Annotated in this window: 16 protein-coding genes; 1 reads left to right on the forward strand and 15 read right to left on the reverse strand. The window is 64.4% G+C overall.

What is annotated here, in order from left to right; translation table 11 throughout:
* Window positions 1-34: 34 nt before the first annotated feature.
* Together secA and IE071_RS10145 are read right to left on the reverse strand one after the other, a co-directional pair.
* Window positions 35-2,770 (reverse strand): preprotein translocase subunit SecA, encoded by a 2,736-nt coding sequence (gene secA / locus IE071_RS10140; RefSeq protein WP_189441093.1) that lies wholly within the window; start codon window positions 2,768-2,770, stop codon window positions 35-37.
* Window positions 2,771-2,960: 190 nt separating this feature from the next.
* Window positions 2,961-3,890, reverse strand: coding sequence for a M23 family metallopeptidase (locus IE071_RS10145; protein ID WP_189441094.1), 930 nt, complete (start codon window positions 3,888-3,890; stop codon window positions 2,961-2,963).
* 27 nt (window positions 3,891-3,917) lie between these two features.
* Here IE071_RS10145 and IE071_RS10150 point away from each other — a divergent pair, with 27 nt between their 5' ends.
* The gene (locus tag IE071_RS10150) at window positions 3,918-4,400 is read left to right on the forward strand and encodes a DciA family protein (protein ID WP_189441775.1); all 483 of its coding nucleotides are present in this window, start codon (window positions 3,918-3,920) and stop codon (window positions 4,398-4,400) included.
* A gap of 231 nt (window positions 4,401-4,631) precedes the next feature.
* Here the strand turns inward: IE071_RS10150 and lpxC are convergent, their stop codons facing one another.
* The 13 genes from lpxC to ftsL all read right to left on the reverse strand — a co-directional run bounded on the left by lpxC (window position 4,632) and on the right by ftsL (window position 20,035).
* A complete protein-coding gene (gene lpxC / locus IE071_RS10155; RefSeq protein ID WP_189441095.1) occupies window positions 4,632-5,546 on the reverse strand; it encodes a UDP-3-O-acyl-N-acetylglucosamine deacetylase in 915 nt (304 codons plus the stop codon).
* Window positions 5,547-6,006: 460 nt separating this feature from the next.
* Window positions 6,007-7,197: a cell division protein FtsZ gene (ftsZ, locus tag IE071_RS10160; RefSeq protein WP_189441096.1), complete on the reverse strand. Its 1,191-nt coding sequence runs from the start codon at window positions 7,195-7,197 to the stop codon at window positions 6,007-6,009.
* A 130-nt stretch (window positions 7,198-7,327) separates the two neighbouring features.
* The gene (ftsA, locus tag IE071_RS10165; RefSeq protein WP_189441097.1) at window positions 7,328-8,560 is read right to left on the reverse strand and encodes a cell division protein FtsA; all 1,233 of its coding nucleotides are present in this window, start codon (window positions 8,558-8,560) and stop codon (window positions 7,328-7,330) included.
* Between the two features lie 28 nt (window positions 8,561-8,588).
* Window positions 8,589-9,323, reverse strand: coding sequence for a cell division protein FtsQ/DivIB (locus IE071_RS10170; RefSeq protein WP_189441098.1), 735 nt, complete (start codon window positions 9,321-9,323; stop codon window positions 8,589-8,591).
* On the reverse strand, window positions 9,320-10,255 hold the full coding sequence (locus tag IE071_RS10175; RefSeq protein ID WP_189441099.1) for a D-alanine--D-alanine ligase: 936 nt from the start codon (window positions 10,253-10,255) through the stop codon (window positions 9,320-9,322). The genes IE071_RS10170 and IE071_RS10175 overlap by 4 nt, the downstream gene beginning before the upstream one ends.
* A gap of 2 nt (window positions 10,256-10,257) precedes the next feature.
* Window positions 10,258-11,697 carry a UDP-N-acetylmuramate--L-alanine ligase gene (gene murC, locus IE071_RS10180; RefSeq protein ID WP_189441100.1) on the reverse strand — a complete coding sequence of 480 codons (1,440 nt, stop codon included), beginning with the start codon at window positions 11,695-11,697 and terminating at the stop codon, window positions 10,258-10,260.
* Window positions 11,694-12,767 (reverse strand): undecaprenyldiphospho-muramoylpentapeptide beta-N-acetylglucosaminyltransferase, encoded by a 1,074-nt coding sequence (gene murG / locus IE071_RS10185; protein WP_189441101.1) that lies wholly within the window; start codon window positions 12,765-12,767, stop codon window positions 11,694-11,696. The genes murC and murG overlap by 4 nt, the downstream gene beginning before the upstream one ends.
* Window positions 12,764-13,999: a putative lipid II flippase FtsW gene (gene ftsW / locus IE071_RS10190; protein ID WP_189441102.1), complete on the reverse strand. Its 1,236-nt coding sequence runs from the start codon at window positions 13,997-13,999 to the stop codon at window positions 12,764-12,766. The genes murG and ftsW overlap by 4 nt, the downstream gene beginning before the upstream one ends.
* Window positions 13,999-15,102 (reverse strand): phospho-N-acetylmuramoyl-pentapeptide-transferase, encoded by a 1,104-nt coding sequence (gene mraY, locus IE071_RS10195; protein WP_189441103.1) that lies wholly within the window; start codon window positions 15,100-15,102, stop codon window positions 13,999-14,001. The genes ftsW and mraY overlap by 1 nt, the downstream gene beginning before the upstream one ends.
* Window positions 15,092-16,459 (reverse strand): UDP-N-acetylmuramoyl-tripeptide--D-alanyl-D-alanine ligase, encoded by a 1,368-nt coding sequence (locus tag IE071_RS10200; RefSeq protein WP_189441104.1) that lies wholly within the window; start codon window positions 16,457-16,459, stop codon window positions 15,092-15,094. Before IE071_RS10200 ends, mraY begins: the two co-directional genes overlap by 11 nt.
* On the reverse strand, window positions 16,456-17,964 hold the full coding sequence (locus IE071_RS10205) for a UDP-N-acetylmuramoyl-L-alanyl-D-glutamate--2,6-diaminopimelate ligase (RefSeq protein ID WP_189441105.1): 1,509 nt from the start codon (window positions 17,962-17,964) through the stop codon (window positions 16,456-16,458). The genes IE071_RS10200 and IE071_RS10205 overlap by 4 nt, the downstream gene beginning before the upstream one ends.
* A complete protein-coding gene (locus IE071_RS10210; RefSeq protein WP_189441106.1) occupies window positions 17,961-19,775 on the reverse strand; it encodes a peptidoglycan D,D-transpeptidase FtsI family protein in 1,815 nt (604 codons plus the stop codon). The genes IE071_RS10205 and IE071_RS10210 overlap by 4 nt, the downstream gene beginning before the upstream one ends.
* Complete coding sequence (ftsL, locus tag IE071_RS10215) at window positions 19,775-20,035, reverse strand: cell division protein FtsL (RefSeq protein WP_189441777.1); 261 nt, start codon at window positions 20,033-20,035, stop codon at window positions 19,775-19,777. Before ftsL ends, IE071_RS10210 begins: the two co-directional genes overlap by 1 nt.
* Window positions 20,036-20,037 lie beyond the last annotated feature (2 nt).

A 20,037-nucleotide genomic window follows, 5' to 3' on the forward strand; every position in this document is an offset into this window, starting at 1 on the left:
CCGCGGCGGGGTTTTTCATGACTGCCGGAATGGCTCAGGCGAGCTGGCCATGGCAGTGCTTGTACTTCTTGCCGGAGCCGCACGGGCACGGCTCGTTGCGTCCCACCTTGGGACCATCGTGCTCGGCCGGCGGCTGTGCGATGCGCATGCCGGCGCCAACCGGTGCCTCCGCATCGCCGCCGAACGCGCCCACCGGCGCACCGCCACCGGTCGCCAGCATCTGCTTCTGCAGGCGCTCCGCCATGCGCTGCTGCTCAGCCTCCATCGCGGCGACTTCCTCTTCACTGCGAATGCGGATCCGCGCCAGCATCTGCACGACTTCGGTCTTGATCCGGCCGAGCATCTCGGAGAACAGCTTGAACGACTCGCGCTTGAACGCCTGCTTCGGATCCTGCTGCGCATAGCCAACCAGATAGATGCCCTGGCGCAGATAGTCCATGTTGGATAGGTGATCCTTCCAGGCGTTGTCGACTACCGTCAGCATGATGTGCTTTTCCAGCTGGCGCATGGTGTCGGCACCGATCTGTGCTTCCTTGGCCTGGAACAGCTCATTCACCGCATTGCGCACGTGCGCGAGGATCATCTCGGCATCGATCTCGTGCTGCTGCTCGATCCAGTGCTTCAACTCGAGCGACAGGCCGAACTCGCTTTCCAGCTCACGGTCGAGACCAGTCAGGTCCCACTGCTCATCGATGCTTTCGGCCGGCACGTACGCGCGCACCATGGTCTGCACCACATCCTCGCGGATGTCGGCGACCGTGGCCGACACGTCGTCGCCCTCGAGCAATTCGTCGCGCTGGCGGTAGATCACCTTGCGCTGGTCGTTGGCGACGTCGTCGAATTCCAGCAGGTGTTTGCGGATGTCGAAGTTGTGCTGCTCGACCTTGCGCTGCGCTTTCTCGATCTGCCGGCTGATCATGCGATCTTCCAGCGCGTCGTCGTCCTTCATGCCGAAGCGCTTCATCCAGCGCACCAGACCTTCGCCGCCGAAGATGCGCAGCAGGTTGTCTTCCAGCGACAGGTAGAAACGCGAGGAGCCCGGATCGCCCTGACGGCCGGAACGGCCGCGCAACTGATTGTCGATGCGCCGCGACTCGTGCCGCTCGGTGCCGATGATGTGCAGGCCGCCAGCGGCGAGCACCTGCTCGTGCAGCTTCTTCCACTCGGCCTTGACGCGCTGGCGATCGATCTCGCTGGCGTCTTCCGGCAGCGCGGCCAGGGCCACGTCCAGACTGCCACCGAGCACGATGTCGGTACCGCGACCGGCCATGTTGGTGGCGATGGTGACCTGTCCGGGTGCGCCGGCCTGCGCCACGATGTGCGCTTCGCGCTCATGCTGCTTGGCGTTTAGCACCTCGTGCGCCACACCGGCTTTTTTCAACAGACCGGACAGCAGCTCGGACACTTCGATCGAGGTGGTGCCGACCAGTACCGGCTGGCCGCGCTTGTGGCAATCCTTGATGTCCTCGATCACCGAGCGGTATTTCGGATCCTGGGCAAGGAAGATCATGTCCGAGTTGTCCACCCGGATCATCGGCTTGTGGGTGGGAATCACCACCACTTCCAGCCCGTAGATGCTCTGGAATTCGAACGCTTCGGTATCGGCCGTACCGGTCATGCCGGCCAGCTTCTTGTACATGCGGAACAGGTTCTGGAACGTCACCGTGGCCAGCGTCTGGTTCTCGCGCTGGATCGGCACGCCTTCCTTCGCCTCGACCGCCTGATGCAAGCCATCGGACCAGCGTCGACCCGCCAGGGTGCGGCCGGTGAACTCGTCGACGATGATCACTTCCCCATCGCGCACGATGTAATCCACGTCGCGCTGGTAGATGCCATTGGCACGCAGCGCCGCATTGAGATGATGCACCACCGCCAGATTCTTGGAATCGTACAGGCCGCTGTCCTGCTCGATCACGCCGGCGGCCTGCAGCAGCTCATCGGCGTGCTGCATGCCCTCTTCGGACAGGTGTACCTGTTTCTGCTTCTCGTCGACCCAGTAGTCGCCGCTGCCGTCTTCCTCGGTCTGCCGGATCATCTGCGGCACGATCTTGTTCACTGCCAGGTACAGCTGCGGAGAATCCTCGGCCGGCCCGGAAATGATCAGCGGCGTGCGCGCTTCGTCGATCAGGATCGAGTCGACCTCGTCGACGATCGCGTAATGCAGGCCGCGCTGGTAGCGCTGCTCCTTGCTCAACGCCATGTTGTCGCGCAGGTAGTCGAAACCGAACTCGTTGTTGGTACCGTAGGTGATGTCGGTGGCGTAGGCCGCGTGCTTGTCGGCGTGATCCATGCCCGGGTACACCACGCCCACATTCAGGCCGAGAAAGTTGTACAGCTTGCCCATCTGCGCGGAATCGCGCCGGGCCAGATAGTCGTTGACGGTAACCACATGCACGCCCTTGCCGGCCAGCGCATTGAGGTAGACCGGCAACGTGCCGACTAGGGTCTTGCCCTCGCCGGTGCGCATCTCGGCAATCCTGCCCTGATGCAGCACCATGCCACCAATCATCTGCACGTCGTAATGGCGCATGCCCAGCGTGCGCTTGGCCGCCTCGCGCACCACCGCAAACGCTTCCGGCAGCAGCTTGTCCAGCGACTCGCCATTGGCGACCCGCTGTTTGAACTCGTCGGTTTTGCCGCGCAACGCGTCGTCGCTCAGCTTTTCGAATTCAGGTTCATACGCATTGATGCGGTGAACGGTTCGGGAAAGCTGGCGCAATACGCGCTCGTTGCGGCTACCAAACAAGCTCGTCAGGGCACGATTGAACATCGGTCTTCCGGATTGGGGAACAGAATGCCCGCAACAGACACGGGCCAATCGGGCATATTACTACATGCCCATTGAAGGCATGCCCATGAAGCCATGCCCGCGAAGGCACGGCTCAAGGCACGCCGGGCCAGCATTCTGCATGGCGCCGGCCATGACCGGATTCAAGGGATTGCCGCCAAAAGACGCGGCGTTACCGGTGGTTGCGCACAAAGGCCAGCGGATTGACCACGCGCCCGTCGTACCAGACCTCGAAATGCACATGCGAGCCGGTCGAGCGGCCGGTCGAGCCGGCTTGGGCAAGCACGTCGCCTACCTGCACGTGCTGGCCCGGATGCACGTCCAGCACACTGTTGTGGGCATAGCGGGTCATGTAGCCATTGCCATGGTCGACCTCGACCACGTTGCCATAGCCGCTACGCACGCCAGCAAACGTCACCATGCCTTCGGCAACGGCATGCACCGACGTACCCAGCGGGGTGGCGATGTCGATGCCGGTATGCCGTGCGGAGCGGCCGTCGAACGGATCCGCACGCACGCCGAAATAGGACGAGATATAGCCAGGCACCGGCATCCCGGTCGGTTTCAGATTCGATTCGATCTTGGCATCCAGCAACAAGCTCTGCAGCGCCGACAACTGCGCCTGCTGCAAGTCAAACTGGCTGGCCAGCTGGCTGATGCTGTTGTCCAGCGCCTGCGGCAACGCGTAGGCACTGCCGCCGATGTCCTCGACACCGCCCACCGCCGGCTGCTGGTCGAAATTGAACTCGCCGTCATCGAGTTTGCCAACCTCGATCAAGCGTTCGCCCAGCGCATTCAATCGGGTCGACTGCGCCTGCAACTGCCCCAGCTTCACCGCCAGCGCATCGAGGCCGCGCTGGGCATCTTGGCGCACACCACCCAGCTGCGTGTTCTGTTGCCGGATTTGCTGCTGCAACTCCTGGATTTGCGCCAGCGCCAGGTCACGCGGGCTGGCGACCATCAGCGCCAGCGCCATGCCCGCACCAATGCAGCCGAGCACGCCCAGCGACAGCAGCGACAATAACTTCCAGCGCAGCCGCCGATCCGCCAGATCGAGGGTCTTCGGCAATTTCCTGGCACGTGATACGAGTATGATTTGCATGTCTTTCCTGAATCGAATGTCGGCACCATGCAACGCGCCGCTCCAGCCACTTCCCGCCGCATCGGCAACGGACCGAAGTCCCTTGTCGACTGTGGCTCCTTCGCGACGCTGGCCAAAAAGGCCGGCGCGCTGGAAGCGCTGGATCGCGCATTGCGTCAGACGTTGCCGTCGCCGTTGCGCGAGCAGGTGCGATTCGCCAACCTGCGCAACGACCGCCTCGTCTTTTTGGCGTCTTCACCGGCCTGGGCGTCGCGCCTGCGCTTGATGCAGACACAGATCCTTGCCACCGCGCATGCCATCGGCACGAGCGCCAGTTCAGTCACCGTGAAAGTGGCCCCCCAACCACCGGTTGCAACAGCGCCGGATCGGTCGAAACCGCTTTCGCTCGCCGCAGCCACCCATTTACGGGCCGCTGCCGCGTCATTCACAGACCCCGAATGGCGGGTACTGTTCCTTGAGCTGGCGTCCCTCGCCGAAACCGCTGATTCCCCTGACTCCGAAGCGGATTGAATCCCACTAATCGCTCCGCCCTACGTGTACCGGCACATCATGCTGACGCTGCCAATCCGTATGACAAGAGTGGGTTTATAGCATGCAGCAGGTTAAGGAATAGCCCGAAATGTCATCGAGGCGTGAAGCAAGACGCGGTCGAAATGTGCTGTTCATCACAAAAAAAACGGCCATATCTCACGATATGGCCGTTTTTGCTAAGTGTTGCTGCTGTGAGGCGTCAGGTGCGACTTAAATCGCCTGCGCCGGGTGCGCATAGGAGATTGGCGAAGTCGCCGGATCGTCCTGGTAGCTGACCTCTTCCCACGCCGAGGCATCGGCCATCAGCGTGCGCAGCAGCTTGTTGTTCAGTTCATGGCCCGACTTGTGCGCGTGATAGGCACCGATCAGGCTGTGACCAAGCAGGTACAGATCGCCGATCGCGTCGAGGATCTTGTGCTTGACGAATTCATCCTCGTAACGGAGACCGTCTTCGTTCAATACGCGGTAGTCATCCAGCACCACGGCGTTGTCCATCGACCCGCCCAGCGCGAGGTTGTGTTCGCGCAGCATCTCGATGTCGCGCATGAAGCCGAACGTGCGCGCCCGGCTCACTTCCTTGACGAAGGAAGTGGTGGAAAAGTCGATCTCGGCGCGCGAAGTGCGCTTGCTGATGATCGGATGATTGAAGTCGATCGAGAAGCCGACCTTGAAACCTTCGAATGGCTCGAAGCTGGCCCATTTGTCGCCTTCCTGCACTTTCACCGGCTTCTTGATGCGAATGAAGCGCTTGGCCACGTTCTGCTCTTCGATGCCCGCGGACTGCAGCAGGAACACGAACGGACCGGCACTGCCGTCCATGATCGGCACTTCCGGCGCGGACAGGTCGACATACGCATTGTCGATACCAAGCCCGGCCATCGCGGAGAGCAGATGCTCGACCGTGGAAACACGGGCATCGCCATTGACCAGTGTGGTCGACAGTCGGGTATCACCGACGTTGTCCTGGCGGGCGCGAATATCCACCGGTGGATCGAGATCCGTGCGGCGAAATACGATGCCGGTATTCGGTGCCGCCGGCCGCAAGGTCATGTACACCTTGTCACCCGTATGCAAGCCGACACCGGTCGCCCGGATGATATTTTTCAGCGTACGCTGCTTGATCATTGTTGTTGGTACCTGTGTAGGCAGCAGCCAATCAGGGGCGGATGCTAACACAGTTTTAACCTGTGATAAAAGCAAACCGTACCGTACAGTCTGATTAAGCCTTCATGTTTCTTTCATCCTTGAAAGCGATGGGCATCCGCTGCCGTTTCTCCCGACAATCCGGCGAATCGACACAATGTTCCGTACCTGGGACGGGAATCCGGTACGGAACATCGGGCTAGTCGCACCGGGCGAACCCGTTACGGCTGGCCATGCGCCATCCCGACGCACAGTCTTGCTGCTACACCTGCGAACGGTTGCCCGACCAGGTCAATCCACCCGCTCCGCTCGCCGCCATGACCCGGCAACGGCGGCACCAACCCCGGCGGTGGACAGCCGGTTTGGGCACGCTGGAAGAGTGACCCGTCTCGCGGGCGTTCGTTCAATATTTTCGCATCTCCTTAACTTGTGCAATCTGCCATTAGTCAGCCTGACGACGCAGGAACGCCGGAATATCCAGGTAATCGAAGCCCGGCTCGGCATTCTTCGCCGCTGCGGCGGGTTCCGCACGGCTATGGCTGCTGATCGTCATCTCCGGCTGTGCGTAATCGACCACTTCATTGCCGGTACCGGTACGCAGCACCACCGGACGCGGACGCATCTGCACCTGCTGCGTTTCGACCATGCGGATCGGCGGCTGCTGGCGCGACGCATTGGCACGATTGAGGCCAGTGGCCACCACGGTAACGCGCACATCGTCCTTCATTTCCGGATCGAGCGAGGTACCGATCACCACGGTGGCGTCTTCGCTGGCGAAGTCATGGATGATACGACCGATTTCGTCGAATTCGCGCATGGTCAGGTTCGGACCGGCGGTGACGTTGACCAGGATGCCGCAGGCGCCATTGAGGTTGACGTCTTCCAGCAGCGGGTTCTTGATCGCCGCCTCGGCCGCCGCCTGCGCGCGGTCATCGCCACGGGCGGTGCCCGAGCCCATCATCGCCAAGCCCATTTCCGACATCACCGTGCGCACGTCGGCAAAGTCGACGTTGATCAGGCCCGGGGCCGTGATCAGGTCGGCAATACCCTGCACGGCACCCTGCAGCACGTCGTTGGCGGCCTTGAACGCGTTGAGCAAGGTCACGTCACGGCCGAGCACGCTGAGCAGCTTCTCGTTCGGCACGGTGATCAGCGAGTCGACGTGTTGTGACAGGTCCTCGATGCCCTTCAAGGCGACCTGCATGCGCCGGCGACCCTCGAACGGGAACGGCTTGGTCACCACCGCCACGGTGAGGATGCCCTTCTCCTTGGCCAGCTGCGCCACCACCGGCGCCGCGCCGGTACCGGTACCGCCGCCCATGCCGGCGGTGATGAACACCATGTCGGCACCTTCGAGCATCGCTTCGATGCGCTCACGATCTTCCAGCGCCGCCTGACGGCCGACTTCCGGATTGGCGCCGGCACCGAGACCCTTGGTTACATTGCCACCGAGCTGCAGGTGGGTCCGCGAGCCGCAGCTGGTCATAGCCTGCGCGTCGGTATTGGCGACGATGAACTCGACGCCTTCGATGTTGGAGTTGAGCATGTGCGCTACGGCATTGCCGCCGCCGCCGCCCACGCCGATCACTTTGATTACTGCATTGGGTGCGAGTTTATCAATCAGTTCAAACATTTCCCGTCCTCCTAAGAGTTGTTGTCGTTGTAACCAGGGATCGCGACTCCTGTCGGTCCATGGTGGTGGGCGGATATCCATTCGCCCGAGGCGACGCGTCCTGCGTCACCCAAAAAATCAAAACCAGCGATCAAAAATTCTTGGTGATCCAGCCGCGCAACTTGCCGACCAGACCACCAACACTGCCGCCCGCCGGCCCACCGACCCGCGTGCCGCCGGCGCGCGCGCCATGCAGCAGCAGGCCCACGCCGGTGGCGTGCAGCGGACTGGAAACGACTTCGCCCAGACCATCGATCTGCTGCGGCACGCCGATGCGCACCATCTTGTGAAAGATCTCCTCGGCCAGCTCCAGCGCACCTTCCATCTTCGAGGCGCCGCCGGTCAGCACCACGCCGGCCGCGACCAGGCTCTCGTAGCCGGAGCGACGCAGCTGGTCCTGCACCATCTCGAAGATTTCCTCGTAGCGCGCCTGCACGCTCTGCGCGAGCGACTGCCGCGCGAGCCGACGCGGCGGCCGATCGCCGACGCTGGGTACCTGGATGGTTTCCTCGGCGTGCGCCAACCCGGTCTGCGCACAGGCGTACTTGATCTTGATCTCCTCGGCATGCGCGGTCGGCGTATGCACGCCATAGGCGATATCGCTGGTGACCTGGTCGCCGCCAACCGGCAGCGACGCGGTGTAGCGGATCGAACCCTGGGTGTAGATCGCGATGTCGGTAGTGCCGGCGCCGATGTCGACCAGACACACGCCCAGCTCGCGCTCGTCGTCGGTCAGCACCGCCTTGGCGCTGGCCAGTGCCGACGGCACCAGCTCGTCCACCGACAGCCCACAGCGCTGGATGCATTTGGTGATGTTCTGCACCGCCGCCGCCGCGCCGGTGACCAGATGCACGTTCGCTTCCAGGCGCACGCCGCTCATCCCGACCGGCGAACGGATACCGTCCTGGCCATCGATGCGGTACTCCTGTGACTCCTTATAGAGAACCTTGCGATCGGCCGGGATCGCCACCGCGCTGGCCGCCTCCAGCACCTGCTCCAGATCGCCGACAGTCACTTCGCGGTCGCGGATCGCCGCGTTGCCGTGCGAGTTGCGGGTTTCCAGATGGCTGCCGGAGATCGATGCGTACACCGAGCGGATGTCGCAGCCGGCCATCAGCTCAGCCTCCTCCACCGCGCGCTGGATCGAGTGCACGGTCGATTCGATGTCGACCACCGAGCCGCGCTTCATGCCGCGCGATACATGCGTGCCGATGCCGATCACGGTGATCGGCTCGCCCGGCTCGTACTCGCCGACGATCGCCACCACTTTCGAGGTGCCGATATCGAGGCCGACCACCAGCTGCTTGTCGTTGCGCGATTTCATAGGGCGGCCTTCAATAGGCAGATCGTCTTCATGAGCGGGGCGAACCTCCAGCGTTGGCGGCGGCCGCTTGCGGCCAGCGCACGGCAAATCCATTGGTGTAACGAAGATCGGCGTAGGCGAAAGCGTCGGTATGACCGGCGATCAGCTGCGGATAGACATCGAGGAAACGGCGCAGCCGCCGGCTGGCCTGCTCGCGATCGCCGATCACGATCTGCGCGCCGCTGGCGGTGCTGACACTCCAGCTGCCGCGCTCGGTCAGCGCCACGCCGTTGATCTGCAGATGAGTACCGGCGAACGCCTTCTGCGTCTCGGCGTAAAAGCTCACCACTTCGGCCAGCCGCGCATCCGGGCCGTGCAGATCCGGCAAGGCGCTGGTATCGGTCGCGCCCGGCGCGTCGAACACCAGGCCCTGCCGGCTGATCAGCTGCTTGTCGTTCCAGCGCGCGAACGGCTGCCGTTCGTAGATGCGCAGTTGCAAGGTGTCCGGCCAGCGCTTGCGCGCCTCGGCCGACTCCACCCACGGCAACGCGGCGACGGCCTTCTGCACGGCATCGAGATCCAGCGCGAAGAAACCTTTGCCCAGCCGTGGTCGCACCACGTCGCGAATCTCGTTTGCAGTGACGTGCTTGAACTCGGCCTGCACAGTCAACTGGGTCACCGGCCAACGGCTGGCCGCAAACCATCCGCGCAGCACGCCGACGATCGGCAGCGCGACCAGCGCGATGGCCAGACACCAGGCAACGAGGCGGATGGTTCCCTTCACGCGCCCTCCCGGAAACTGGTTTCGAGCACGCGCCAACACAGCTCCTGATAGTCGATGCCGGCGGCCGCGGCGGCCTTCGGCACCAGCGAGTGCGAGGTCATGCCCGGCGCGGTGTTCACTTCCAGCAGCCAGTTGCGACCGTTGCGGTCGCGCATCACGTCGACGCGGCCCCAGCCATGGCAGCCGAGCGCATCGAATGCCTGCAGCGACAGCGTGCGCAACTCGCTTTCGGCATGGCCTTCGAGGCCAGGACAGAGATAGAGCGTGTCCTCGGCGATGTATTTCGCGTTGTAGTCGTAGAACGCGCCCTTCGGCACGATGTGGATCGTCGGCAGCACCTCGCGACCGAGGATGGCGACAGTCAGCTCGTCGCCTTCGATCAGGGTTTCCATCAGCAGGTCGCCCGGATACTTCGCGGCCAGTTGCACCGCCTGATCGAGCTGCGCTTCCTCGAACACGCGGGTGACGCCCACGCTGGAGCCTTCACAGGCCGGCTTCACGATCAGCGGAAAACCGATCTGCTTCGCCGCGGCATGCACATCGGCGCCACGTGGCAGCGCGACGAATCCCGGTGTGGTCAGGCCAAGCGACTGCCACACGCGCTTGGAGCGCGTCTTGTCCATCGAGAGCGCGGAACCGAGCACGCCCGAACCGGTGTATGGCACGTTGAGCGACTCCAGCGCGCCCTGCAGCACGCCATCCTCACCACCGCCATGCTGGCCGTGCAGAATGTTGAACACGCGCGCGAAGTGGCCGGCGCGCAACGCATCGAGCAATGCCGGGATACCGTCGATCGCATGCGCATCGATCCCGCGCGCCTGCAGCGCGGCCAAGACGTTGCGGCCGGAATCGAGCGACACTTCGCGCTCGGCCGAGCTGCCGCCCATCACCACGGCGACGCGACCGAACTGGGCGGGGTCTGTAATTTTCATGCTCACTTGCTTGTCCTCAGATGACCGACGTGGGCCAACTCCACCGCTGCCGCGCCGATGTCGCCGGCGCCCAGCAACAGCAACAGATCACCGTCGTGCAGCAAGGTCGGCAAGGTGTCCTTGAATTCGCGTGGATGCTCGATCAGCACCGGGTCGACCTTGCCGCGTGCACGCACGGCGCGCGCCAGGGCACGGCCGTCGGCACCGATGATCGGCGTTTCGCCAGCGGCATAGACCTCGGTCAGCACTAGCACGTCGGCATCGGCGAGCACGTTCGCGAAATCGTCCAGCAGGTCGCGAGTACGGCTGTAGCGATGCGGCTGGAAACCGACCACCAACCGACGATCCGGCCAGCCACCGCGCGCGGCGGCGAACACCGCCGCGAGTTCGCGCGGGTGATGGCCGTAATCGTCGACCAGCAGCACGCTGCCCTGGTCCAACGCGATCTCGCCGCGCCGATGGAAGCGACGACCGACCCCCTGGAAATGCTCCAGCGCATGGGCCATGGCTTCGGCTTCCACGCCCAGCTGCCAGCCGATCGCAGCGGCGGCCAGCGCGTTCAGCACGTTGTGCCGACCCGGCAGGTTGAGCTTCACCGGCAACGCATCGGCGCGGCCCGGCAGCATCAGATCGAAATGCATTTCGAAGCCATGCTGGGTCACATTCAGCGCGCGCACGTCGGCGTCTGCCGTGTCGATGCCGTAAGTCATCACGCGGCGCGTGGTGGATTTCGCCAGTTCGGCCACTTCCGCATCGTCCACGCACAGCACGGCCAGACCGTAGAACGGCAGCCGGTGCAGGAAATCGGCGAATGCCTTCTTCACCTGGGCGAAGTCGCCGCCGTAGTTCTCCAAGTGATCGGCGTCGATATTGGTAACCGCCGCAATCACCGGCGACAGCAGCAGGAACGAGCCATCGGATTCATCGGCTTCCGCGACCAGATACTGGCCCGTGCCCAGCCGCGCATTCGCGCCGGCCGCGTTCAACTGGCCACCGATCACGAAGGTCGGATCGTAGCCGGCCTCGGCCAGCACGCTGGCGGTGAGGCTGGTGGTGGTGGTCTTGCCGTGAGTGCCGGCAATCGCCACGCCACGACGGAAACGCATCAGCTCGCCGAGCATCTCCGCACGCGGGATCACTGGGATACGCGCCGCACGGGCAGCGACCAGCTCCGCGTTGTCCGCCTTGATCGCGCTCGAGGTCACCACTACGTCGGCGTCGCCGATATGTTCGGCGGCATGCCCGACATGCACGATGATCCCGAGCTGCTGCAAGCGCAGTGCGGTCGGCGAATTCGCGCGGTCGGAACCGGACACCGCGTAGCCGAGGTTGTGCAGCACTTCGGCGATGCCGCTCATGCCGACGCCGCCGATGCCGATGAAGTGCACGCGCTTGAACGTGCTCATCAGGTCTTCGTGTGCATGCAGGCGACGCGGCGTCATGCGGCCACCTCCATGCAAGCGCGCGCGATGACCTGCGCCGCGTCGGGTTTCGCCAGCGTGCGCGCGGCCTCGGCCATCGCCAGCAAGCGACTGCGATCACCCAGCAACGACTCCAGTCGCTGCGCCAAAATCTGTATGTCCAGCTTGCTCTCCTGCATCAGTTCAGCGGCGCCGATCGCCACAAGCGCCTCGGCATTACGTGTCTGGTGGTCGTCCACCGCGTGCGGGAACGGCACCAGCACCGCGCCGAGTCCGGCCGCGGTCAGTTCGGCCAGGGTCAATGCACCGGCACGGCAGACAGCCAGATCGGCCCATTCGTAGCTGCCAGCCATGTCGTCGATGAAGGCCACCACCTGCGCCTCGACGCCGGCCTTTGCATACGCTGCTCGCGCCTCGTCGAGGCCGCGCGTGCCGCACTGATGCACCACCTCGGGACGCTGCGCCGGGGTCAGCTGAGCCAGCGCCTGCGGCACCGCGAGGTTCAAGGCGCGCGCACCGAGGCTGCCGCCGAGTACCAGCAGGCGCGGCCTGCCGCTGCGGCCTGCCATGCGCTGTGCGGGCGGCGGCAACGCCGCGATCGCATCGCGCACCGGATTGCCAACCCACTCGGCCTGCGGCAATGCATCGGCGAAACCGGCCAGCACGCGCTTCGCCAGTCCGGCCAGCTTGCGGTTGGTGAAGCCGGCGACGCGATTCTGTTCGTGCACCAGCAGCGGCCGCCGCAGCAGCCACGCAGCAAGACCACCGGGACCTGCAACGTACCCACCCATCGACAGCACACTGCGCGGCTTCACCTGGCGCAGCACGGCCAGCGAGGCGAACAGCGCGCGCAGCAGCATCAGCGGCGCCAGCAGCCGGGTCTTGATGCCCTTGCCGCGCAAGCCACCGACCGCCACCGTGTGCAGCTCGATCCGCTGTGCCGGTACCACCTTCGTTTCCATCCCGCCGACCGCGCCCAGCCACACTACCGGCACGCCCTGCGCACGCAGGCACTCGGCCACGGCCAGGCCGGGGAAGATATGGCCACCGGTACCACCGGCCATGATCAGCACGGGTGCCTGCGTCTTCATGCGGCCACCGCTTCGCGCGGCTTCACCGCGACGTTGGCATCGGCCACCGCGGCGGCCGGTATGCGCGAGGTCATCTGCCGTGCGTCGAGCGCGCGATTGATCTCGAACGTGGCGCGCAGCAGCACGCCGGCCATCGCGCAGGTCAGCACCATCGACGAGCCGCCATAGCTGATCAGCGGCAAGGTCAGGCCCTTGGTCGGCAGTGCGCCGAGGTTCACACCGACCGACACGATCGCCTGCATCGCCAACATCAGCGAGATACCGAAGGCGACGTAGCCAGCAAAGCGCTGACCCACTTCGATGCCCTTCAAGCCCAGATACAGGCCCCGCCCGACGACCAGCGCGAACAGGCCAACCACCAGGATCACCCCGGCCAGACCAAGTTCCTCGCCAATCACCGCAAAGATAAAGTCGGTATGCGCTTCCGGCAGGTAAGACAATTTCAGCACGCTGGAGCCCAGACCCACGCCGGTCCACTCGCCGCGACCGATCGCCATCAATGACTGAGTCAGCTGGAAGCCGTCGTTGAACGGGTCCTTCCACGGATCCATGAACGTGGTCAGCCGCTTCATGCGGTAGCTCTCGCCGGTCGCCGCGATATACAGCAGCGGCATCAGCGGCAGACCCATCAGGAACAGGAAGATCGGTCGCGCACCGCCAAGCCAGACCATCGCGATGGTCACCGCGATCACCAGCGTGGCCGAGCCGAAGTCCGGCTGCGCCAGCAGCATCAGCACGATCACGCCGGCCACCATCACAGGCTTGAACAGGCCAAGGAAGCGCGTCTCCACACTCTCGCGATGACGCACCAGGTAGCTGGCGATGTACACCACCAGAATCAACTTCACCGCCTCGACCGGCTGGAACGTGGTCACCAGCAGGTTCAGCCAGCGGCGCGCGCCGTTGAGGCGCATGCCCAGATGCGGCACGAACACCGCCAGCAGCAGCACGAACGCCAACAGCATCAGATGGAACGCGTACTTCTCGAACAGCTTCAATTCGGTACGCATCGCCATGGCAGCCGCCAGCGCGCCGAGACTGAGAAAGATCAGGTGCTTGCGCAGAAAATAGAACGCACCCATGTGCTGGCTGTCGGCCACCGCGATCGAGCTGGAGGTCACCATCACCACGCCGACGCTGACCAGCCCGATCAGCCCGACCAGCAACCACAGGTCGAAGCTGCCGCGCGGACCCTGCCGGCGTTTGGCCTGAGTGCTGTCGAAACCGAACATCAGCGCACCTTCAACGTGGCAAGACCGACCAGCACCAGCACCACGCTGATGATCCAGAAGCGCACGATCACCCGTGGCTCCGGCCAGCCCTTCAACTCGAAGTGGTGATGGATCGGCGCCATCCGGAACACGCGCTTGCCGGTGAGCTTGAAACTGGCGACCTGGATCATCACCGAGGCGGTTTCCATCACGAACACGCCACCCATCACCAGCAGCACGATTTCCTGACGCACGATCACCGCAACGCAGCCGAGCGCAGCACCCATCGCCAGTGCGCCGACATCGCCCATGAACACCTGTGCCGGATACGTGTTGAACCACAGGAAGCCGAGCCCCGCGCCAGCCAGTGCGCCGGTGAAAATGGCCAGCTCGCCGGCACCGGGAATCGAGGGGATACCGAGGTATTCGGAGAACACCTTGTTGCCAGCCAGGTACGCGAAGATGCCCAGCGCACCGGAGACCAGCACGGTCGGCATGATCGCCAAACCATCCAGTCCGTCGGTGAGGTTCACCGCGTTGGAGAAGCCAACAATCATGAAATAGGTCACCACCACGAAGAACAGCCCCAGCGGCAGCACCACCTGCTTGAACAGCGGCAAGTACAGCGCGGTCTCGGCCACCGGCAGGCCTGCAACACCTACATGCGGCGCGCTGTAGTACAGGAACAGCGCCGCACCGAGACCGAACACCGACTGCCAGAAATACTTCCAGCGGCTGGCCAGCCCGCGGCTGTCCTTCAGCACCAGCTTGCGGTAGTCGTCGTAGAAACCGATCGCACCGTAGGTCAGCATCACGGCCAGCACCACCCACACGTAGCGGTTGCGCAGGTCGGCCCACAGCAAGGTGGCGACGGTGACCGAGAGCAGGATCATCACGCCGCCCATGGTCGGCGTGCCGGCCTTGACCAGATGCGTCTGCGGGCCGTCGCTGCGCACCACCTGGCCAGCCTTCAGCGCAGCCAGCCGATTGATCAGCCACGGTCCGCACAGCAGCGACATCGCCAGCGCGGTGAGCGCAGCCATGATCGTGCGAAAGGTGATGTACTGAAACAGATGCAGCGCGGTGAAATGCCGTGCCATCCAGTCAGCGAGTTCAAGCAGCATCGGAGGCGCCCTCCTTTTGCTCGGGGTTTCGCAATGCGGCAACCACCTGTTCCATACCCGCCGAGTGCGAGCCCTTGACCAGACATGTCACGCTGCTGTGCAGACGCGACTGCAACGCAGCGACCAGTACTGCCTTGTCATCGAAATGTTCGCCTTGCGCCTCGAATGCCTCGACTGCTGCAGCGCTCAACGGGCCAACTGCAAACAACCGCTCGATGCCGCGCTTGCGGGCGCATTCACCCACCTGCGCATGCAACGCACGTGCATCCGCACCCAGTTCCGCCATGTCGCCCAGCACCAGCCAGCGCTCGCCTTGTGCCAACGCCAGCGTGTCGATCGCCGCCGCCATGGAGCTGGGATTGGCGTTGTAGCTGTCGTCGATCAACGTCCAGCCACCAGACATGGCCTCACGCTTGAGCCGACCTGCGACGGCACTCGCCTGCTCCAGTCCGGTGACGATCGTCGCCAGCGGCACGTCCAGCGCCAGCGCGATCGATGCGGCGGCCAGCGCGTTGGCCACGTTGTGTCGCCCCGATAGTGGCAACGCCACCTCGGTGTCACCCACCGGCGTGCTCAGCACGAAGCGCGATCCGTCCACGCGCTGCTCGATGATGTCGGCACCCACATCCGCCTTGTGGTCGAGACCGAAGCGCAGCACCCGGCGCGTGCCGGCCAGGCCACTGAAGAAACTGGCGAACGCGTCGTCCGCATTGATGATCGCCACGCCGTCGGCCGGCAGCGCCTGGTACAGCGCGCCCTTGGTCTCGGCGACGCCTTCCACGCTGCCCATCCGCTCAAGATGCGCCGGCGCGATGATGTTGACGAGGCCGATATCGGGCCGCGCGATGGCAGCGAGATACGCGATGTCGCCCGGCTTGCCGGCACCCATTTCCAGCACCGCGTATTCGGCGTCGACCGGCATCGCCAGCAAGGTCAGCGGCAGGCCGATCTCGTTGTTGTAGCTGCCGGCATTCACATGGGTGCGGCCATGCAGCGAGAGGATCGCCGCAGTCAGCGTCTTCACCGTAGTCTTGCCGTTTGAGCCGGTGATGCCGATCACCCGCGCGCTGCGCTGCGCACGCACTGCGCTGGCCAAGTCACCCAGCGCCAGCTCCACGTTGTCTACCAGCACCTGCGGCAGCTCGCTGTCGACTTTGCGTTCCACCAACGCTGCCGCTGCACCGCGCGCGGCTGCCTGGGCAAGATAGTCGTGGCCGTCCACGTGCTCGCCCTTGAACGCCGCAAACAGATCGCCCGATGCGAGCTTGCGGGTATCGATGGCGACACCGGTTACTTCGACATCGGCGCCGAACAGCTGCCCGCGGGTCCACACCGCGATGGCGCTCAGCGACATCATGCGCGCGGCTCCCGGCTGATCCGTTCCAGCGCGGCATGTGCCACCGCCAGATCGTCGAACGGGCGCTTGCCGGCCGCGCCATCCTGATAGGTTTCATGACCCTTGCCGGCGATCAGCACCACATCGCCGGAGTGCGCCAGTTGCAGCGCCTGACCGATTGCCGACGCGCGATCGCGCTCGACCGTCATCGCACGTGCTGCCGCCATGCCGGCGACGATCTGCGCCACGATCGCGTCGCCGTCTTCGCCGCGCGGATTGTCGTCGGTGACGATCGCGACATCCGCCAGCCGCGCGGCGATTTCACCCATCAACGGACGCTTGCCGGCGTCGCGTTCGCCACCGCAGCCGAACACGCAGATCAATTTGCCGGCGCAATGTGCACGCACGGCATTCAATGCCTGCTCCAGCGCGTCCGGCGTGTGTGCGTAATCGACCACGACCAGCGGCAGGCCATGCAGGCCGCCGAGCCGGCTCATGCGGCCGTTGACCGGCTGCAGCTGTTCGACCGCAGCCACGATGCGCGAAAACGATTCGCCCAGCGCGCCAAGGCAACCCACCACCGCGAGCAGGTTCGCCACATTGAAGCGACCAAGCAGATGACTATTGATCGTGAGCACACCCCACGGCGTGCGCAGCTGGAACGCCAGCCCTTCGGCCGAGGTGGCGATGGCGCTGGCGGCAATCTCCGCGTCGCTGTCGTCGGCCATGCTGAAGCGCAACGGCTGCACGCCGGCGGGCAACTGCGTCGCCAGCTCGCGGCCGAACGCATCGTCGATATTGATCACCGCGCTCTGCAGTCCCGGCCACGCGAACAGCTTCGCCTTGGCTGCGCCATAGGCTTCCATGCTGCCGTGATAATCCAGGTGATCGCGGGTGAGATTGGTGAACGCGGCCACTTCGAAATCCACCGCGCCCACGCGGCCCTGTTCCAGCGCGTGCGACGACACTTCCATCGCCACATGACTGACTTCGGTATCGCGAAAATCCGCGAGCAACGCCTGCACACTGATTGCATCGGGTGTGGTGCGCTCGCCTTCGCGCAACTGGCCATGCACGCCGGCACCGAGCGTGCCGATCGAGGCCGCGCGATGACCGAGCAGGGTCAGTGCCTGTGCCAGCAATTGCACGCACGAGGTCTTGCCGTTGGTGCCGGTGACGCCGACCATCCGCATCGATTCGCTGGGACGCTCGTAGAAGCGCGCGGCGATCTCGCCGACCTGCGTGTGTAGGTTCTCGATCCACAGCAGCGGCACGTCCAGTGGCGTCACGCCGTCGATCGCAGGCGCTTCAGCCAGTACGACCTGCGCGCCACGCTGCACCGCGCTGGCAGCGAATTCGATGCCGTGACCCTGGGTGCCGCGCAATGCGAAAAATGCATCGCCGCGCTGCGCACGGCGCGAGTCGAGCGTGAGCCCGGACAGCACGATGCGGCCGGCACCCGGCGCGGCGGCAACCTGCGCGTCGGCAATCCCCAGCAGCAGCTGATCGAGATGGCCGGTACTCATGGCGCACCTCCATCGATCGGCGCGTCGTCGATCGGCGTATCCACCGGCGCCTTGTTGCCCACCAGCCCGTCGGGACTCTGCAGTGGACCACCGACATACCAGCGACCGATGTTGTCCGGCGGCACGTCGAGCAGGCGCAACGCGCCATCCATCACCTTGGAGAACACCGGCCCGGACACCGTGCCGCCGTAATAGCTGCCCTTCTTCGGATCATCGACCACGACCACACCAACCAGGCGTGGATTCGATGCAGGCACGATGCCGGCGAACGCCGCCGTGTAGTTGTTCTTGGCATAGCTGCCACCGGCGGCCTTGTGCGCGGTGCCGGTCTTGCCGGCCACGCTGTAGTTCGCAATGCGCGCCGTCGTGCCGGTGCTGCCAGGGCCGGTCACCGTCTCCATCATCCGGATCAGCTGGATCGACACATCTGGCGAGACGATCTGCTTCGCCGTGTTGTCGTTGCCCTTGATGAAGGTGGGGGTATGCATCACGCCACCATCCGCGATCGTGGCGTAAGCATTGGCCAGCTGCAGCACAGTCACGTTGAGACCATAGCCGTAACCGAGAATGGCTTTTTCCAGTGGACGCCAGTCGCGCCCGATCCGCAGGTGACCGGAGGCTTCACCCGGGAATCCACTCTGGGTGCTGTCGCCCAGACCGAATGCGCGATAGGTGTCGTACATCAGGCCGGTGTCGAGCTGCATCGCGATATGCGCGGCACCCACGTTGCTCGACTTGGTGATGACGCCCGTCGGTGTCAGCAAGCCGTAATTATGCGTGTCATGGATATCGTGCCCCTGGAAATACCAGTGGCCACCGGTGGTGTCGATGATCGGACTGGTCGGTGTGAACTTGCCGCTGGATAGCGCCGCGGCCATAAGAATGGGCTTCACGGTGGAACCCGGCTCAAGCACGTCGGTCATCGCCCGGTTGCGCCGTTGGCCCGGCTGGCTGCCGCTGAGTGCATTCGGGTTGTAGGTCGGCAGGTTGACCATGGCCAGCACTTCGCCGGTCTTCACGTCGAGTACCACCATCGAACCGGAATCGGCCTGCGATTTCTCCAGCGTGCTTTTCAGTTCGTTGTAGGCGAGAAACTGGATACGGCGATCGATGCTGAGCGTGAGGTCCTGCCCCGGCTTCGGCGCACGGATCTGTTCGACGTTCTCCACCACATGACCCATGCGGTCGCGAATGACCCGCTTGGCACCCGGCTTGCCGGACAGCCAGTCGTCGTAGGCCAGCTCCAGACCTTCCTGACCGTGGTCGTCGATGTTGGTGAAGCCGAGCACGTGCGAGGTCACTTCGCCGGACGGGTAGTAGCGCTTGAACTCGCGCTGGCCGTTGATGCCGGGGATGCTCAAGTCCAGCACGGCCTGCGCTGCCTCTGGCGACATCTGCCGACGCAGATAGACAAATTCCTTGTCGGAACGCTGCGCCAGCTGCTCCTTCAATTCACCCGCATCCACACCCAGCGCCCGCGCCAACTGCGGAATGCGATCCTCGTTGTCGAGGACTTCCGAGGGATTCGCCCAGATCGACATCACCGGTGTCGACACCGCCAACGGCTCGCCGTTGCGGTCGAAGATGGTGCCGCGCGACACCGGGATCGGCATTACACGCAGAAAGCGCGCGTCGCCCTGGCTCTGATAGAACTGCTTGCGCACGACCTGCAGGTCGAACGCACGCGCCACCAGCCCGAGCGAGGCCAACCCGAGCAGGCCGACCACCACCACCATCCGCTTGCGCGAACTGGGACCGGCACTGCGGCGGCGACCGTGCTGGGGAGGCGTGCTGTGCTTGTGCCAGGCCATCAGTGCAGCAACCTGATGTCTTGCGGGCGCGGATCGATCATGCCCAGTTTTTGCCGGGCCTCGTCATCGATGCGTCGCGGCTCGGCATAGGTCGCCTGCTCCAGTTCGAGCCTGCCGTATTCGATGTTCAAGTCGTCGCGCTGGTTCTGCAACGCGGTCAGGTTGACGAACAGCACGCGGCTCTCGTGGCGCGTCCATACCACGCCGATCGCGCTGGCCAGCACGGCCGCGAGCAGGATCAGCATGAACAGGGCGCCGATGG

The sequence above is a fragment of the Rhodanobacter panaciterrae genome (assembly GCF_014651895.1).
GTDB lineage: Bacteria > Pseudomonadota > Gammaproteobacteria > Xanthomonadales > Rhodanobacteraceae > Rhodanobacter > Rhodanobacter panaciterrae.

Excerpts from the sequence above, each read along its gene's own strand:
- IE071_RS10210 (WP_189441106.1), bottom strand. The coding sequence starts at position 19,775 with ATGGCCTGGCACAAGCACAGCACGCCTCCCCAGCACGGTCGCCGCCGC.
- IE071_RS10150 (WP_189441775.1), top strand. The coding sequence starts at position 3,918 with ATGCAACGCGCCGCTCCAGCCACTTCCCGCCGCATCGGCAACGGACCG.
- IE071_RS10205 (WP_189441105.1), bottom strand. The coding sequence starts at position 17,964 with ATGAGTACCGGCCATCTCGATCAGCTGCTGCTGGGGATTGCCGACGCG.
- murC (WP_189441100.1), bottom strand. The coding sequence starts at position 11,697 with ATGACGCCGCGTCGCCTGCATGCACACGAAGACCTGATGAGCACGTTC.
- IE071_RS10200 (WP_189441104.1), bottom strand. The coding sequence starts at position 16,459 with ATGATGTCGCTGAGCGCCATCGCGGTGTGGACCCGCGGGCAGCTGTTC.
- mraY (WP_189441103.1), bottom strand. The coding sequence starts at position 15,102 with ATGCTGCTTGAACTCGCTGACTGGATGGCACGGCATTTCACCGCGCTG.
- lpxC (WP_189441095.1), bottom strand. The coding sequence starts at position 5,546 with ATGATCAAGCAGCGTACGCTGAAAAATATCATCCGGGCGACCGGTGTC.
- IE071_RS10175 (WP_189441099.1), bottom strand. The coding sequence starts at position 10,255 with ATGAAAATTACAGACCCCGCCCAGTTCGGTCGCGTCGCCGTGGTGATG.
- murG (WP_189441101.1), bottom strand. The coding sequence starts at position 12,767 with ATGAAGACGCAGGCACCCGTGCTGATCATGGCCGGTGGTACCGGTGGC.
- ftsA (WP_189441097.1), bottom strand. The coding sequence starts at position 8,560 with ATGAAATCGCGCAACGACAAGCAGCTGGTGGTCGGCCTCGATATCGGC.
- secA (WP_189441093.1), bottom strand. The coding sequence starts at position 2,770 with ATGTTCAATCGTGCCCTGACGAGCTTGTTTGGTAGCCGCAACGAGCGC.
- IE071_RS10145 (WP_189441094.1), bottom strand. The coding sequence starts at position 3,890 with ATGCAAATCATACTCGTATCACGTGCCAGGAAATTGCCGAAGACCCTC.
- ftsW (WP_189441102.1), bottom strand. The coding sequence starts at position 13,999 with ATGTTCGGTTTCGACAGCACTCAGGCCAAACGCCGGCAGGGTCCGCGC.
- ftsZ (WP_189441096.1), bottom strand. The coding sequence starts at position 7,197 with ATGTTTGAACTGATTGATAAACTCGCACCCAATGCAGTAATCAAAGTG.